Annotated in this window: 16 protein-coding genes; 13 read left to right on the top strand and 3 right to left on the bottom strand. The window is 37.2% G+C overall.

Translation table 11 applies throughout. From position 1 onward, the window contains the following. Positions 1–98: 98 nt before the first annotated feature. Both GHT08_RS15230 and GHT08_RS15225 read left to right on the top strand, forming a co-directional pair. Complete coding sequence (locus GHT08_RS15230) at positions 99–848, top strand: YebC/PmpR family DNA-binding transcriptional regulator (RefSeq protein ID WP_163582302.1); 750 nt, start codon at positions 99–101, stop codon at positions 846–848. Positions 849–1,110: 262 nt separating this feature from the next. Beyond that, the gene (locus tag GHT08_RS15225) at positions 1,111–1,653 is read left to right on the top strand and encodes a BofC C-terminal domain-containing protein (RefSeq protein WP_163582301.1); all 543 of its coding nucleotides are present in this window, start codon (positions 1,111–1,113) and stop codon (positions 1,651–1,653) included. Between the two features lie 86 nt (positions 1,654–1,739). On the opposite strand, the gene GHT08_RS15220 is transcribed toward GHT08_RS15225, so the two are convergent. Continuing rightward, complete coding sequence (locus GHT08_RS15220) at positions 1,740–2,900, bottom strand: MFS transporter (RefSeq protein WP_163582299.1); 1,161 nt, start codon at positions 2,898–2,900, stop codon at positions 1,740–1,742. Between the two features lie 173 nt (positions 2,901–3,073). Here GHT08_RS15220 and ruvA point away from each other — a divergent pair, with 173 nt between their 5' ends. The 6 genes from ruvA to yajC are packed head-to-tail and all read left to right on the top strand — an operon-like array spanning position 3,074 to position 7,370. Next, positions 3,074–3,676, top strand: coding sequence for a Holliday junction branch migration protein RuvA (gene ruvA, locus GHT08_RS15215; RefSeq protein WP_163582297.1), 603 nt, complete (start codon positions 3,074–3,076; stop codon positions 3,674–3,676). A gap of 18 nt (positions 3,677–3,694) precedes the next feature. Continuing rightward, positions 3,695–4,696, top strand: coding sequence for a Holliday junction branch migration DNA helicase RuvB (ruvB, locus tag GHT08_RS15210; RefSeq protein ID WP_018931464.1), 1,002 nt, complete (start codon positions 3,695–3,697; stop codon positions 4,694–4,696). Then, entirely contained in the window at positions 4,693–4,893 is a 201-nt protein-coding gene (locus GHT08_RS15205; RefSeq protein WP_018931465.1) for a DUF2905 domain-containing protein, read from the top strand. Before ruvB ends, GHT08_RS15205 begins: the two co-directional genes overlap by 4 nt. 13 nt (positions 4,894–4,906) lie before the next feature. Then, positions 4,907–5,935, top strand: a complete 1,029-nt coding sequence (gene queA, locus GHT08_RS15200; RefSeq protein ID WP_163582295.1) for a tRNA preQ1(34) S-adenosylmethionine ribosyltransferase-isomerase QueA — start codon at positions 4,907–4,909, stop codon at positions 5,933–5,935. 15 nt (positions 5,936–5,950) lie between these two features. Further along, positions 5,951–7,090: a tRNA guanosine(34) transglycosylase Tgt gene (gene tgt / locus GHT08_RS15195; RefSeq protein WP_163582292.1), complete on the top strand. Its 1,140-nt coding sequence runs from the start codon at positions 5,951–5,953 to the stop codon at positions 7,088–7,090. A gap of 16 nt (positions 7,091–7,106) precedes the next feature. Next, positions 7,107–7,370 (top strand): preprotein translocase subunit YajC, encoded by a 264-nt coding sequence (yajC, locus tag GHT08_RS15190; RefSeq protein WP_018931468.1) that lies wholly within the window; start codon positions 7,107–7,109, stop codon positions 7,368–7,370. A gap of 692 nt (positions 7,371–8,062) precedes the next feature. On the opposite strand, the gene GHT08_RS15185 is transcribed toward yajC, so the two are convergent. Continuing rightward, positions 8,063–8,440, bottom strand: a complete 378-nt coding sequence (locus tag GHT08_RS15185; RefSeq protein ID WP_163582290.1) for a TIGR04086 family membrane protein — start codon at positions 8,438–8,440, stop codon at positions 8,063–8,065. Between the two features lie 154 nt (positions 8,441–8,594). On the opposite strand from GHT08_RS15185, the gene GHT08_RS15180 reads away from it, so the two are divergent. Both GHT08_RS15180 and GHT08_RS15175 read left to right on the top strand, forming a co-directional pair. Then, positions 8,595–9,896: an ArsB/NhaD family transporter gene (locus GHT08_RS15180; protein ID WP_163582288.1), complete on the top strand. Its 1,302-nt coding sequence runs from the start codon at positions 8,595–8,597 to the stop codon at positions 9,894–9,896. A 65-nt stretch (positions 9,897–9,961) separates the two neighbouring features. Continuing rightward, complete coding sequence (locus GHT08_RS15175; RefSeq protein WP_163582340.1) at positions 9,962–10,630, top strand: DUF421 domain-containing protein; 669 nt, start codon at positions 9,962–9,964, stop codon at positions 10,628–10,630. Between the two features lie 220 nt (positions 10,631–10,850). On the opposite strand, the gene spoVB is transcribed toward GHT08_RS15175, so the two are convergent. Then, positions 10,851–12,389 (bottom strand): stage V sporulation protein B, encoded by a 1,539-nt coding sequence (spoVB, locus tag GHT08_RS15170; protein ID WP_163582286.1) that lies wholly within the window; start codon positions 12,387–12,389, stop codon positions 10,851–10,853. Positions 12,390–12,554: 165 nt separating this feature from the next. Here spoVB and GHT08_RS15165 point away from each other — a divergent pair, with 165 nt between their 5' ends. The 3 genes from GHT08_RS15165 (at position 12,555) to GHT08_RS15155 (ending at position 15,871) form a co-directional block, all read left to right on the top strand. Next, positions 12,555–12,851, top strand: coding sequence for a post-transcriptional regulator (locus tag GHT08_RS15165; protein WP_163582285.1), 297 nt, complete (start codon positions 12,555–12,557; stop codon positions 12,849–12,851). 79 nt (positions 12,852–12,930) lie between these two features. Continuing rightward, complete coding sequence (gene secDF, locus GHT08_RS15160; RefSeq protein ID WP_163582283.1) at positions 12,931–15,192, top strand: protein translocase subunit SecDF; 2,262 nt, start codon at positions 12,931–12,933, stop codon at positions 15,190–15,192. A 349-nt stretch (positions 15,193–15,541) separates the two neighbouring features. Further along, entirely contained in the window at positions 15,542–15,871 is a 330-nt protein-coding gene (locus GHT08_RS15155) for a LapA family protein (RefSeq protein ID WP_163582281.1), read from the top strand. Positions 15,872–15,911: the final 40 nt, after the last annotated feature.

Genomic DNA, 15,911 nt, shown 5'->3' with positions numbered 1-15,911 from the left:
CATCCGATGAATCTGTTTTGCATCGTTATTTTCAATTTCTGATAGTTATGATAAAGTAAGTAATGGAGACTGAGATAGATTATGAGAGGTGAGAAAGCATGGCAGGACATTCTAAGTGGAAAAATATCCAAAGAAGAAAAAATGCACAAGATGCAAAACGTGGTAAAATTTTTATGAAACATGCTAAGGATATTTATATAGCTGCTAAACAAGGTGGCGGAGACCCAGAAATGAATGCAAGCTTACGTCTTGCAGTAGAAAAAGCAAAGTCTGACAACATGCCGAATGAGAACATAGATCGAGCGATTAAAAAAGCAACTGGGGACTTAGACGGAGCTAATTATGAAGAATTAACTTATGAAGGATATGGTCCTGGTGGAACCGCTGTAATGGTGGAAGTATTAACAGATAATAAAAATCGGACTGCATCTGAGGTACGACATGCGTTTAGTAAAAATGGTGGTAATCTTGGTGAGAATGGTTGTGTAGCTTTCATGTTTAATCGTAAAGGTTACCTAGTAATTGATCAAAGTAAAACAGATGCAGATGAAGATACTGTAATGTTAGAAGCAATTGAAGCTGGTGCAGAAGAAATGGAAACCGTGGAAGGTGCTTATGAAATCTACACTGATCCGGAAGATTTTCAGGATGTAAAATCAACATTGGAAGAAAGTGGTTTTACATTGGAAACAGCAGAAATCACCATGATACCTCAAACACTTTCACAAGTGGATGAAAGTGACGGTAACAAAATGGTCAAGCTGGTCCACATGCTCGAAGATATGGAAGATGTCCAAGAAGTCCACCATAATATGGACGCAGATGAAGCAATTATGGAACAAATATAATAAACAAAAGGCTGCCCATAAGGGCAGTCTTTTTGTTTGTATAAATTAACCCTCAGTTTCGAGTGAAGAGGATCCGTTATCATGGTTGAGTTGCTACTAAAAAATTCCCCTACTATAAGCACGAACAACATTTTTTAAAACTCGATTTGTATTACCGGATACAATGATTTAAACAATCTGTCCTTTTCCTTTATATTGTGGTTATATTTTCTAAAATTGGACACCCTAATAATAACAAAGCTCGATTGGAGGGTCATTTATTATGGGCAAACTATGGTTATTATTAAATGTTGTCGTTGTCTTAATAATTGGGGTCATTAGTTTTCAATCATTTTTAGAGCAAGAAAAATCCGAAGAACTACAGGAAGAAGTAATGGTCATGTCACAAGACCCACTAACAATTGAACTAACTTTAGAGAAACAATATATAGATGGACATATAGAAACAGAGAATGTCCAAGAAACCATCGCTTCTATGCAAGATTTCTGGTCTGAATACCAAGAGTGGCAAGTGATGGAGCAGAGCGATGGTTTTATTCGTTTTCGAAAAGAAGTGGATGATATTTCACCATACCTGAAAGCAAATGGATACTTTGGTATTAAAGATGGACAATTGACAATCTTTGAAGGTGTTCCAGTACATGAAGCAGCTGTGCAATCCTTTTATCAAATTGATACCGAAGAATTAGAATCACACTTGTACGAAGAATTACAAGAAGGTATTAAAATTAATTCTAAGAAAGATTATTTAGAAGTGCTAGAAACATTTCGATCTTATCAAGATGTGGAAGCAGTAAATAGTTGAACGATGCTAAATCATCGTTCAACTATTTTTTGATATGCCCCCCACAACAACGCTTAAGTAAACACCCTGATAAGCTTAACTATTATTCATCCTTCCACTGATGATTGTTTCAATTTATAGGAAGTAAAAATACCAATCATCGCTAAAAAAGTCATAGCTGCCATTAATTGATACATGGTTTGAGAACCAAAGTTGTCTAGGATAGCTCCCCCAGCAGTACCTCCTACCGCACCACCTAATCCAAAACACGTCGACATTAGTAATGCTTGGCCAGTACTACGTAAATGGTTGGGGACAAAGCTCACGGCAGTTTGTAAAGCAACGAGCCAGAACAAACCAAATGTGAGTCCTTGTGATATTTGGAAAAACACAATCCATTCAGCAGATTCAATAAAGCCATACAATAACCAACGGATTGTAAAAAACATAGCAACAACACCAAGTAGAAATAAATGGTGAAATTGCAGGATCTTCTGTGTTAAGAAATAAAAGACAGGTACTTCACTAAAAGCAGCCAGCGCCCAGGCAGATCCGACTAAAAAGGTAGTAGCTCCTAAATCTTCTAAATGAAGAACAAGCATGGTATCGTTCATTCGGTGCGGAATCATAACGAGAAAGCACAAAAACAAAAAGATTATAAATCCTTTATTCGTTAATACTTGCTTGACTCCTTGCAAAGAAACTTTGTCGGCTGCCTGGTTATTATCTTTTAGAAACAAGGTTAGAGAGATTAATAGCAAAATCAGAATCCAAAATAAAATATAAATGTTATCAATACCAATCATTGCTAGAATAGGTCCTGAAACTACTGCAGTAAACGCAAATCCGACAGATCCCCAAAGACGAATTTTACCGTACTGATCACGTTTTTTCGAACCTAAGCTTTTGATGGCCATACTATCTAGTAACGGGCCAGCAGGTGACATTACAAAGTGAAAGGCAACAAAAGAAATAAAAACAATAATAAATGAAGTGCTGAAAAAAATACTGAAACTAATAGCGATGACTGCAAAATATAATATTAAAAGTAATCCTTTAATGGTCTTATACTTATCACTGATGTAACCGAAAAAAGGTTGTGCTACAATACTTACCATGGGAGCAATACCTAAAATGGTTCCAATCTCAACAGAAGAGAAACCTCTAAAACTCAAAAATAATGGTAAAAATGGTAGTATAAGGCCTTTGTGACTGGCGTTAACAAGCGTTAACGCTTTCAAAAATAACATTTGACGATTGTTTGACATAGTAGTCCATCCTTTTATAATAAAGTCATTCTCTTACTTTATCACACACAAACAAGCGCTTTCATTTATTTTGCTCTTGCTTACCTTGATAAACGACCTGAGATAAGCTAAGATTAATACGAACGTATGATTGTAAATTATAAATAGAATTGGATCAAAGAGGAGTTCATGATATGATTGCATATATAAATGGGGAAGTAGCGGAAATAACGGAGCAAACTATTATATTAGATACAAACGGTATTGGATATGAAGTGATATGTCCGAATCCTTATCGTTTCCAAGCACAAGTTGGTCAAAGGCAAAAGGTGTATACGTATCATTATGTAAGAGAAGATGCTCAAATATTATACGGGTTTCAAAATCAGGAAGAAAAGACTTTGTTTGCACAGATTCTTAATGTTTCCGGAATCGGACCAAAAGGCGCATTAGCTGTTCTGGCCACAACTTCTGTGCAGGACTTTGTTGTTGCAATCGAACAAGAAGATGAAAAGTTTTTAACAAGTTTTCCAGGTGTCGGAAAGAAAACAGCGCGACAGATGATTCTTGATCTGAAAGGAAAACTTCCTTTTGACTATCAAGCTGAAAATATGGCGCAACAACATACAGATGGAACACCTGAAAGTAATCAGGCATTAACAGAGGCAATTGAAGCGCTAAAAGCACTAGGCTATTCGGAAAAGGAAATTAATCATATTAAACCGGTATTAACGAAAGAACAGAGTGATACTGCGGATACATATATACGAAAAGGGTTAGCATTATTAATGAAATAAGGAGAAAGGAGCTTCATAATGGAAGAGCGGATCATTTCAGGTGAAATTCAAGAAGAAGATATAACAGAAGAGCTCAGTCTCCGGCCGAAAGTTTTAAAACAATATATTGGGCAACATAAAGCAAAAGAAAACTTGTCGATCTTTATCGAAGCAGCTAAAATGCGGAATGAAGCCTTAGATCACGTCTTATTATATGGACCTCCCGGGCTAGGAAAAACTACAATGGCGCAGATAATCGCAAATGAAATGGGGGTACAGTTTAAACAGACGTCAGGGCCTGCAATTGAACGATCAGGGGATTTGGCAGCTATTTTGTCTTCATTGGAAGTTGGCGATGTTCTTTTTATCGATGAAATTCATCGTTTACCTCGAGCGGTAGAAGAAATTCTATATCCGGCAATGGAAGACTTTTGTTTAGATATCGTCATTGGGCAAGGGCCAAGCGCACGTTCTGTTCAATTAGATCTACCTCCTTTTACTTTAGTAGGGGCAACAACACGTGCTGGGTTACTGTCGGCACCATTGCGTGATCGTTTTGGTGTGTTGTCACGATTAGAATTTTATGAAGTGGTGGACCTTTGTGCCATCGTCGAACGAACTGCCGATATTTTTCAGGTGGAAATTGATAAAGCTGCAGCGTTAGAGGTAGCGAGGAGATCCCGTGGTACACCACGTATTGCCAATCGATTATTAAAGAGAGTTCGCGATATTTCACAAGTTAAAGGAGAAGCTAGTATATCAATAGAGACTACACAGAAGGCTCTGCAAATGTTACAAGTCGATCAAGAAGGGCTTGACCATATTGATCATAAGTTGTTATTAGCGATGATGGATGGTTTTAAAGGTGGTCCTGTTGGATTAGATACGATCGCAGCATCCATCGGTGAGGAATCGCAAACAATTGAAGACGTCTATGAACCATACTTATTACAACAAGGCTTTATCCAGCGTACACCAAGAGGAAGATTAGTGACACCAAAAGCATATGCGCATTTTGAGCGGGAGGTGCCTGAAGCTTGACGGATTTTGGCAAAATCTTTATTGTAATAGGGGTTGTCTTTATTATCGTTGGTCTGTTATGGGGAATGATTGGGAAGTTGCCAGGAGATATCAGTTTTAAAAAAGGAAACTTTTCTTTCCATTTCCCGATTATGACTTCGATTGTGATCAGTATTATTTTAACGGTGATTTTTGCTATTATCGGACGATTCAAATAGAAGGAGAAGAAAAATGGAAATAGAAGATTTTGATTTTGACTTACCAGATGAGCTAATTGCTCAGACTCCATTAGAGAATCGCGCAAGTTCGCGCTTGATGGTTTTAAATCGAGAAAATCGTTCAATTACCCACCATCATTTTTACGATATCTTGGATTTTTTAAAACCAGGTGACTGTTTAGTATTAAATAATACAAAAGTATTACCTGCAAGATTGTATGGTGTGAAGGAAGATACAGGTGCAAAAGTAGAAGTCTTATTATTAACCCAATTGGAAGGTGATAATTGGGAAGTGCTCGTCAAGCCTGCAAAAAAAGTGAAAGTAGGTACTACCATTAGTTTTGGTGAAGGAAAACTTACTGCAACGTGTGTTGATACGAAAGAACATGGTGGAAGAGTCTTTCGTTTTCAATATGAAGGTATTTTTTATGAAGTATTGGATGAATTAGGAGAAATGCCACTCCCACCATATATTAAGGAACAATTAGATGAGCGCGATCGCTATCAAACCGTTTATGCAAAAGAGAAAGGTTCAGCAGCTGCACCGACTGCAGGGTTGCATTTCACAGAAGAGTTATTAGAGCAAATCAAGCAAAAAGGTGTGGAAATTGCTTTTATTACGTTGCATGTAGGTTTGGGAACATTTCGTCCAGTAAGTGTAGATAATATCGAAGAACATGAAATGCACGCAGAATTTTATCAAATGACACAGGAGACTGCTGAACAATTAAATGCAGTAAAGAGAAGAGAAGATCGAATTATCTCTGTTGGAACAACTTCCACAAGAACGTTAGAAACAATTGCTCGGGATACTGGTGGAAATTTTGAGGAAAGAAATGGTTGGACCGATATTTTCATTTATCCTCCATATCAATTTAAAGCGATTGATGGCTTAATCACGAATTTCCACTTACCGAAGTCAACTTTGATTATGTTAGTAAGCGCGTTAGCTGACCGCGATTTTATTTTAGCAGCTTACAACAAAGCAGTAGCTGAACGTTACCGATTTTTCAGTTTTGGTGACGCCATGCTAATTTTGTAAGGAAAGGAAACCATTATGACAGCTATAAGATATGAACATATTAAAACCTGTAAACAAACTGGTGCTCGGCTTGGGAAAGTGCACACGCCACACGGAACATTTGAAACACCCGTTTTTATGCCTGTTGGTACTTTGGCGACAGTGAAAACAATGAGTCCAGAGGAATTAGAGGAGATGGGTGCGAATATTATTTTATCTAACACATATCACCTATGGTTACGACCAGGAGAAGATATTGTGAAAGAAGCTGGTGGACTGCATCAATTTATGAACTGGGATGGTGCGATTCTCACTGATTCTGGGGGATTTCAAGTCTTCAGTTTAAGCGATTTACGAAAAATTGAAGAGGAAGGGGTTCATTTTAGAAATCATTTAAGTGGTGAGAAACTGTTCTTATCACCGGAGAAAGCGATGCAGATCCAAAATGCATTAGGTTCGGATATTATGATGGCTTTTGATGAATGCCCGCCATATCCGGCAGAACATGACTATATGAAAAAGTCTGTTGAACGTACTAGCCGTTGGGCAGAGCGTTGCCTAGCAGCACATGAGCGAAAAGATGTCCAAGGATTATTCGGTATTGTTCAAGGTGGAGAATATGAGGATCTACGTCGATTAAGTGCTCAAGACTTAACATCCTTAGATTTTCCTGGTTATGCAATTGGCGGTTTATCAGTAGGGGAGCCGAAAGATGTGATGAATCGAGTGCTTGAATTTACAACACCATTATTACCATCAGACAAGCCTCGTTATTTAATGGGGGTAGGATCACCTGATTCGTTGATTGATGGTGCGATTCGTGGTGTAGATATGTTTGACTGTGTGTTACCGACAAGGATTGCTCGTAATGGAACATGTATGACATCTGAGGGGCGATTGGTTGTTCGAAATGCGAAATTTGCTCGAGATTTTTCACCATTAGATCCAAATTGTGATTGTCATGTATGTAAAAATTACACAAGGGCTTACATTCGACACCTAGTCAAAGCAAATGAAACATTTGGTTTTAGACTTACTACTTATCATAATCTATATTTTCTGTTAAAATTAATGGAGCAAGTCCGTGAAGCGATTAAGCAAGACCGACTTGGTGATTTTAAAGAGGAATTCTTTGAACAATATGGTTTTAACAAGCCAAACGCAAAGAACTTCTAGAAAGGGGGCGAAGTGAGTGGAAATTTTAGCAACTTTTGGACCACTGATTTTAATGGTTGTGATTTTTTATTTCTTGTTAATCAGACCTCAACAGAAAAAACAAAAGCAGGTCCGTCAAATGCAACAAGAATTGAAAAAAGGTGACAAGATCGTCACAATTGGTGGATTCCATGCAACTGTACACGCACTGGATGAAGATCAGATCGTACTTCTAGCTGGGGATGGAACGAAACTTACATACGATCGTTCGGCAGTAAGAGAAGTAGTAGAACAAAGCTAAAAATAAGGAAAAATACCATGGCCTTTCAAACTGTCATGGTATTTTTTATTCTACAAAACTAAAATATTGCACAAAATACATAAGCTGCGCAGTAACTGGACATGGATTTGTTCTCCTCCGGTACTCGTACTGCATTAAGAGATAATTTTGAAATATATAGTGATGATAACTACCACTCTGGCTGCCCACTTCCCTTTCCGTGGGGTTTGCCCTTCAGCTAACTTTTTCGAGCAAAAACCGCTCGAAAAAGTGGATCTTCAGGTCAAACAATTCCCGCAGGAGTGAAAGTGGGCGGCCTTCGTTAAGAAATGCTCCACAACACTAATCCGAAATCAACCAGTCGATTCCTCCACCATATGTAGTGTAGGGTACGACTATGCTAAAGGAGCATTCACAGCCAATTAGTACTGTAATAAAACAGAAAATTTTAGTCCCATGAGTTCATTTCTTTCTATAATCAGAGAACCAAAATAGCGGAGGCAGAATACGGAGACTCCTGTGGAACTGCGAGAGCTGAAGATCCACTTGGTGAAGTGCCTTTCTTCACCAAGTTAGCTGAAGCCGAGCCCACGGAAAGCGCAGTATTCTGCCGGAGCGGTATCCCAGCACTCCTTATGGAAGGAATGGAAGAAGGCCTCACTCTACAAAATTTTCATTCCTTCGCAGTTTGTATCTACTACGAATGAATCTTTTTAGGCTGATTCTTCCTCGGAAGATAGGTTGACACCAATAATTGCCCCTATTATCGCTAACAATAAATATGCACTATGGTTTACTAGTTCGACAACTGAAAAACCCGCCTGTAAACCAAGGAAACGATAACAAAAGACGACAAACGTAAACAATAGACTTGTAATCGTACCGATAAGAATTCCTTTATGCTTTGCTTTTAATCCTGCGATTAATCCACCTGTAAATAACGCAATAAAACTGATAAATAACGTAGCCATTTCGAGTGTAGATTCGCCTAAAGAAGTGAAACGTAACAATAGTGTAAGAATAACACTGGCAAGAATCATTACTACAAAAATTCCGATCCAGCCATACAAGACGCCAACAACTGTTTTCATCGATCACACCTCCTGATTATTTAAAAGTCCTCTTTAATTATGTATGCATGTCCCTCCAAAATAGAAGAACTGCTTTTTTGAATAGTTCCAAAAAATAAGAATATAGATGGTAATATAACTTGTCTTACTATGAAGATTAGAGAGGGGACATTTCATGTCAGTTACCATCGCAGTTGCCGTTTTTATTATTAGTTATATATTTATAATGTCAGAAAAAATAAATCAAGCGTTAGTCGCCCTAGCTGGTGGTGTACTGTTACTATTAACAGGTGTCTATGGCTGGGAAGATGCGGTAACATCCTATATTGATTGGAACACGGTAGCACTTCTTTTTGCAATGATGGTATTAGTAGCGATAACGAAAAAAACAGGTGTATTCACGTACATTGCCATTTGGTTAGCAAAAGTAGTAAAAGGTAAGCCAATTCCTTTGATGGTAGGAATTGGATTTTTAACGGCGGTAGGTTCGGCATTACTTGCTAATGTGACAACTGTGTTATTATTTGTTCCGGTTATACTAACAATCACAAGATTACTAAAAATACCATCATTACCATATTTAATAACGATTATATTAACAGCAAATATTGGTGGGACAGCAACATTAATTGGTGATCCGCCAAACATTATGATTGGCCAAGCTGTTCCTCACTTAACTTTCAATTCATTTATACAGCACACAGCACCGATTGCTGCATTTTTGTTTGTCTTAATTATGGTTATTCTCAGCTTTCTATTCCGTAAACAACTGAAGAAAATAGATGACCATAGAATACAAGAGCTAATGAATATGAATGAAGCAAGTTATTTAATTAAAACTCCACTGCTATATCAATCGTTATCAGTATTAACACTAACCATTACAGGTTTTTTATTACAGCCAGTTTTTCACATTGATTTAACGATTATTGCTTTGTGTGGTGCCATACTTCTTTTAATAATTAGTGAAAAAGAAGTGGAAGCAGAAACTGTCTTTCAACAAGTCGAGTGGGTCACATTATTTTTCTTTATTGGTCTATTTATGCTTGTTGGCGGTTTAGAAGAAGTAGGGATTATTGATGAGCTTGCCAGATCAATTATGTGGTTAACAGAAGGGAATATGACATATACGGCTTTATTAATCCTATGGGTTTCAGGGATTTTTTCAGGGGTCGTTGATAATATTCCATTTGTTGCAGCTATGATTCCAGTCATAAAAGAATTTGAAACATACGGAATGTCAAATTTAGATCCATTATGGTGGTCATTGGCACTTGGTGCATGTCTTGGCGGAAACGGTACACTAATTGGTGCATCTTCTAATGTTGTCGTAGCGGGGCTTGCAGATGCGCATAATAAGCCGATTGCATTTCTCAAATTTATGCTTTACGGGATTCCAGTTGTTATCCTGTCTTTGGTCATTGCAACAATCTATATTTACTTTCGTTATTTGATACCATTTCAACAACCGCTGTAAGTATATTACCAAGAGCATTGGGAAAACTAGCCACATCGCTTGTAAAGGGTGTGGCTAGTTTGTCTATGGAAGAAATTTTTACTATTATCTTTCGTACATTGCTTTATTATTTTAGTATTGTGCTGATTTTTCGATTAATGGGAAAGCGTGAGGTAGGTGAATTGAGCCTATTAGATATTGTAGTTTTTATCATGATAGCCGAAATCGCAGTTTTGACAATAGAAGATTTAGAATTATTTTTTGGTTATGGTTTAATTCCAATGGTAATTTTACTTATCATTCAGCGTTTAACTGCATGGATTTCGTTAAAAAGTCCGCTATTTCGGCAATGGTTTGAAGGGAAACCAGCTATTATTATTACGGAAGGAAAAATTGATGAATATGCGATGAAGAAAAATCGCTTCAATTTTGATGACCTTATGCAACAACTTCGCGAAAACGGAACAGAAAGTATTAAAGATGTATCATATGCTATTCTGGAGCCGTCCGGTAAGCTCTCGATCATTGAAAAAAAAGATTTTGCTAATGTACGGAGTAAGATAAAGGGGCTTGTATTACCATTAATCGTAGATGGTAGAATACAAGAGCAAGCCTTAGATCAACTAGGGGAAAGTGAGAACTGGTTACACCAAGAATTGGAGAAAAGAGGCTTTAACGACGTAAAGCAGGTATCCTTCTGTTCGATTGATGTGAATGATGAATGGTATATTGATGAAAAGAACGAGAAAAAATGAGGCTAAGCCATAACTAAATAGGTAGAGCGAGAATCCGAACAAACTGAACGAAGCGTAAGCAAAATATGCAGACTCCTTATCACAAGCAAACGAGCTGAAGATCCATTGTTTGAAGTGCTTTTCTTCAGCCCGTGCCTACGGAAAGCGAATTATTTTGCCGAAGTGGATCTGTACGCAGACATTTATGTTCGGATTTCCTCATTACTTTTTTGACCCAGCCTTATTTTTTTCGTAATTGTTGTAATTCATCTTTACTAATAAACTGTAAGCAGAATAGAAAGAAAAGGTAGCTAACAATTAATAGAATGAAAATAATGAAAAAGGTGAACATATCAGCTGTTTGAAAGGAAAATATTTGGATTAATAATTTACCCATCCAGAAGGTTAAACCAGTTAATACGATCATCTTCCCTATCATTTTAAGCGGTATATAAAAACGAATGGCTCGGAATAAGGTAATCAAATGAAATACCGTACCAATGATGACGCCAACACACATGGCAATAGCAGCACCATAAATCCCAAATTGTGGATTGGTGGCAAGGCTGATTAAAATAATAAATTTGATCACTGTTGACGCGATATTATTCCACATCGCTTGTTTTGCTAAATCTAAAGCTTGTAAAGACGCATTCAGTGGGAACTGAATGTACATAAACAAGAAACATGGCGCCATTATTTTCAGAAAAAGGCTAGCGCTATTTGTACCGTACATATATTGCAATATGGCATCAGCAAAAAGCGTTAATAAGACGGTAGCGATAGCTCCAGATGCGAAAGAAAGCCGAATAGCCTGATGTATTCTGTAGTGAATCAATTTATTGTGCTGTTTAGCTTCTGCCTCACTAATGTTAGGTACTAGGGCAACAGCGAGTGAATGTGTGATAAAGGTGGGCAGATATAATAATGGGAGTGCATAACCGGTTAGCGCTCCATATTGTTTGGTGGCTACAGTTGCATGAAAACCAGCCAAGGCTAAACTTTGCGCAACTAATATGGGTTCCAGAAAATTAGCAATCGAATTGACCATTCGGCTAGCTGTACTAGGGATTGCTATCGAAAACAATTGCTGTAGTGTTTCTTTACCTGTTTTTAAGTATTGATAGATATTTTTCCGTAATTTAATCCGTTTCTTGATCTGGAACATTTTTAGCATGAACAGTAAGGAAACAGCTTCCCCAATAATAACAGCTATCATTGCACCAGATGCTGCTAATTCTACTCCATAGGGCACCAACCAGCTTACCAATATTAAGACAAACCCAATCCTCACGATTTGTTCTAAGACTTGGGCGTAGCTCTGCGGCTTCATGTTTTGACGACCTTGGAAATAGCCGCGAATTACCGAGCCGACAGCACTAATCGGTATAATAGGGATAATCGCCATCATCGGGTAAAAGACACGTTCATCGGTTAATAGATAACTTGAAATATAAGGGATCAGCAAGAACATCAACACAGAAGATAGAATACTCAACGAAATGGTGATGGTTAAGGAAAGAATTAATATTTGCTTGATCTTGGCCTGATCATTTTTAGCATCTGCTTCTGCCACTCGTTTTGCGATGGCAATAGGTAGTCCGATTTGCGAGATCGTATACATTAAAAAAAGGGTTGGCAACGCCATATTATATAAACCAATACCTTCTTCGCCCATTAATCTCGCGACCACAATTCGATTAATAAATCCCAAAAATCTTGTGATCATTCCAGCTATGATTAAAATAATAGTCCCTTGTAAAAAATTTTGTTTGGTCACTTTGCTCGACCTACCTTCTCAAATGGAAAATTTTCATATACAATGAAGTATATGCATGGGGTGAGGACAAGCATGACAATTTCGGATAGATTTTTTCGTGTTTAAGCATGCATGAAATGATGAAGGATTATAGTATAGTTCTAATCACGGATGGAGGAAAAATTCATGACAGTAAGAAAGCAAGTTTCGTTATGGAAGCATGAACTGGAAGATGTGCTAGCTAGTAAGGTCAATGAATTTCAATTACTGGATTATTCGAAAGCAACATCAGAAGATATTTGGAACTGTTTACTAGATAAGGTATGGAAAGGTAACCCTGATAAAACACTACATGAAGTGGTTCAGGATATTTTTCATTTACATCCCAACATATTTATGACATATTTAACCCAACAATCATGGAGAGATAATAATTTACAGGAATCACTTGATGCTTTATTAGGAAATGAAAAAAAAGACTAGTATTCCCTTCATTACTTGTCTCATGTTTTACTTTTATAGTAATATAGTAGTGTTGTGAAAACTTAGGGAGGCTTTACATATGGTAAAAAGAGGGAGAATCGTTGCATTTTTTCTGATTGTCCTAATATTGGGAGCAACGATTGGAACAACATATACGGATATAGCAAGTAAAATGAAACTAGGGCTTGATCTGCAAGGTGGTTTTGAAGTCTTGTATGATGTGAAGCCTTTGGATGAAGAACAAGAAGTAGATAGAAGTGTATTAGAATCAACCGTTGCCACTCTTGAAAGGCGTGTAGATGCGATTGGTATTAGTGAGCCCAGCTTTGATATTGAAGAACCGAATCGCATTCGTGTACAGTTGGCAGGAGTTCAAGATCAAGATGAAGCAAGGGAAATGTTAGCTACTACTGCACAATTATCATTCCGAGATGTGAACGATAAAAAATATTTAGATGGCTCGGATATAAAAGAAGGTAGTGCCAAACAGGATTTTCATCCAGACACTAATCAACCAATTGTGAGTGTCCAATTTAAAGATGCGGATCGCTTCGGTGACACCACAAAAGAAATTATGGAAAATCCAGACCTTTCCGATCAAGTGGTTATCTGGATGGATTATGAAGAAGGAGATACATACGAAGAAGAAATCCAGAAAGAGGATTCAAAGGTAATATCTGCTCCAACCTTTGATGGAGTGTTACGAACTACCGATATTATGATTGAAAGTTCTACTTTTACAATTGAAGAAGCTCAACAACTTGCTGATTTATTAAATGCAGGTTCATTACCAGTTGAATTAGAAGAGAAGTATTCAGATTCAGTTGGTGCACAGTTTGGTAAACAAGCATTAGATAAAACTGTTTTTGCCAGTATATTAGGAATTCTTTTAATCTTTATATATATGATTTTCTATTACCGTTTTCCTGGTGTGATTGCCGCGATAACATTAAGTATATATGTATACCTGGTGTTACTGGTATTCCAATTAATGAATGGTGTCTTAACTTTGCCTGGTATTGCGGCCCTAGTACTAGGGGTTGGTATGGCAGTTGATGCTAATATCATCACGTATGAACGGATTAAGGAAGAAATTAAGGAAGGAAAATCAGTTAAAGCAGCCTTTAAAGCAGGTAACCAACATTCATTGTCAACGATATTTGATGCCAACATTACGACGATGATTGCTGCAGCAGTACTATTTACCTTTGGTACAAGCTCTGTAAAAGGGTTTGCGACACTACTAATGGTCAGTATTGTATTAAGCTTTATCACAGCAGTATTTGGCTCCAGATTATTCCTAGGCTTCTGGGTTAACAGCAACATGTTAAATAAACGCCCTGGATGGTTTGGTGTGAAACAGGATCAAATTCTTGATATTAATAGTGGTGAAGAAGTGGAACCAACAATCTTCGGTAAAAAATTTGATTTTGTCAAACACCGTAAGAAATTTTTCAGCATTTCTATTGGTTTAGTCGTAATCGGTATTGTTTGCTTGGCAATATTCCGATTAAATCTCGGAATAGATTTTACAGCTGGTTCTCGAGTAGAAGTATTAGCGGACCAGACACTAACTTCTGAAGAAATTGAAGCAGAGTTTGAAGCACTTGACTTGGAAGTAAGTGCACCAATAGTGTTATCTGGTGATAATGAAAATATTGCTGTAGCTCGTTTCTCGGATGAGTTATCGCAAGACAAAGTTTCCGAAGTGAGAAGTCATTTTGAAGACAAATACGGAAGTGCACCGACCGTTAACACTGTATCAAATGTTGTGGGGCAAGAATTAGCCAAGAATGCGGTGCTTGCTGTCTTGTATGCTTCGATCGGGATCATCATTTATGTAACCATTCGATTTGAATTCTATTCTGCTTTAACGGCAATACTGGCGTTATTGCACGATGCATTCTTTATTATCGCATTGTTTAGTATTACAAGGTTGGAATTTGATATTACAATCATTGCTGCGATTTTAACCATAGTTGGTTATTCCATCAATGATACGATCGTAACCTTTGATAGGATTAGAGAGAATCTGAAGAAAAAGAAGAAAATCAAATCATTTGCCGAGCTTGTTAAAATTATCAATCATAGTTTAATGCAGACATTAGCAAGAAGTATCAATACCGTTTTAACGGTAATATTTGCTGCTTTAATGCTATTCATTTTCGGTGCTAATGCTATTACCAACTTCTCATTTGCGTTAATTGTAGGTTTAATTGCGGGGACTTACTCATCACTATTCATTGCAGCACAAATTTGGTTGGTATGGCGTGGTAAATCGATTAAAGAAAAGCCGATCGTTTATCAAGAAAAAAAGTATAACGACGGCCCACAAGTGTAATATAAAGCTGAGCATCTTATTCAAGATGCTCAGCTTTTTAATAGGACAAGAAAGTATAAAATTTTCGGAGATGTCTAGCTCCGAGCGTCCAAAAACTAGGCGACTTCACGAATCGCCCTCCGATAAGTCATCATCGGTTCGCTTTTCTTAGTTTATTTTGTAAGAAGGACGGGTATATATCGATAGAACTAATTAAATGAAAGAGATGGAAGTTGTTAGTGGATAGTAAAGCGATCGAAGTTGAATCGATGATATGTTGTTAGAATAACAACATAAATCGACATTGTATATTAATTTCTTTATACTTAACTTATGGTAAGAGACAACATGGAGGAGGTAGCATAAGTATATGAAAGGACAAACGTATATTATTTTTGCTGTAGTATTCGCAGTTATTATCGCTATTTTTGCTGTCATTAATGTAGATGCTGTTGAGGTCAATTATCTGTTTGGAACTGGCCATGCACCACTTATTCTTGTTATTTTATTTTCTGTTTTAATGGGAGCTATTATTACCGCTGCGGTCGGAGTGTTTCGTGTGATTCGATTGCAAAAAGAATTAAAAATTGCTAGAAAAGAACTAAATGAGTTAAAAGCCCATGAAAATCCTGTCGTAGAAGCTGATCCAAAAGAATTAGCGTCAACTGAAATAGCAGAAAACGACGATACAGTAAAATAATTCTGTTTGCTACCCTTGATACACTTTTGTATAATAAGTG

This window comes from Gracilibacillus saliphilus (assembly GCF_010994085.1).
Classification (GTDB): domain Bacteria; phylum Bacillota; class Bacilli; order Bacillales; family Amphibacillaceae; genus Gracilibacillus; species Gracilibacillus lacisalsi.
Note: the sequence above shows the minus strand (reverse complement) of the source record. Positions and strands in the feature narration are given on the sequence as shown.

Excerpts from the sequence above, each read along its gene's own strand:
- queA (WP_163582295.1), top strand. The coding sequence starts at position 4,907 with ATGGAAATAGAAGATTTTGATTTTGACTTACCAGATGAGCTAATTGCT.
- GHT08_RS15185 (WP_163582290.1), bottom strand. The coding sequence starts at position 8,440 with ATGAAAACAGTTGTTGGCGTCTTGTATGGCTGGATCGGAATTTTTGTA.
- GHT08_RS15220 (WP_163582299.1), bottom strand. The coding sequence starts at position 2,900 with ATGTCAAACAATCGTCAAATGTTATTTTTGAAAGCGTTAACGCTTGTT.
- tgt (WP_163582292.1), top strand. The coding sequence starts at position 5,951 with ATGACAGCTATAAGATATGAACATATTAAAACCTGTAAACAAACTGGT.
- ruvA (WP_163582297.1), top strand. The coding sequence starts at position 3,074 with ATGATTGCATATATAAATGGGGAAGTAGCGGAAATAACGGAGCAAACT.
- GHT08_RS15225 (WP_163582301.1), top strand. The coding sequence starts at position 1,111 with ATGGGCAAACTATGGTTATTATTAAATGTTGTCGTTGTCTTAATAATT.
- GHT08_RS15175 (WP_163582340.1), top strand. The coding sequence starts at position 9,962 with ATGGAAGAAATTTTTACTATTATCTTTCGTACATTGCTTTATTATTTT.
- GHT08_RS15180 (WP_163582288.1), top strand. The coding sequence starts at position 8,595 with ATGTCAGTTACCATCGCAGTTGCCGTTTTTATTATTAGTTATATATTT.
- secDF (WP_163582283.1), top strand. The coding sequence starts at position 12,931 with ATGGTAAAAAGAGGGAGAATCGTTGCATTTTTTCTGATTGTCCTAATA.
- GHT08_RS15155 (WP_163582281.1), top strand. The coding sequence starts at position 15,542 with ATGAAAGGACAAACGTATATTATTTTTGCTGTAGTATTCGCAGTTATT.
- GHT08_RS15230 (WP_163582302.1), top strand. The coding sequence starts at position 99 with ATGGCAGGACATTCTAAGTGGAAAAATATCCAAAGAAGAAAAAATGCA.
- ruvB (WP_018931464.1), top strand. The coding sequence starts at position 3,695 with ATGGAAGAGCGGATCATTTCAGGTGAAATTCAAGAAGAAGATATAACA.
- GHT08_RS15165 (WP_163582285.1), top strand. The coding sequence starts at position 12,555 with ATGACAGTAAGAAAGCAAGTTTCGTTATGGAAGCATGAACTGGAAGAT.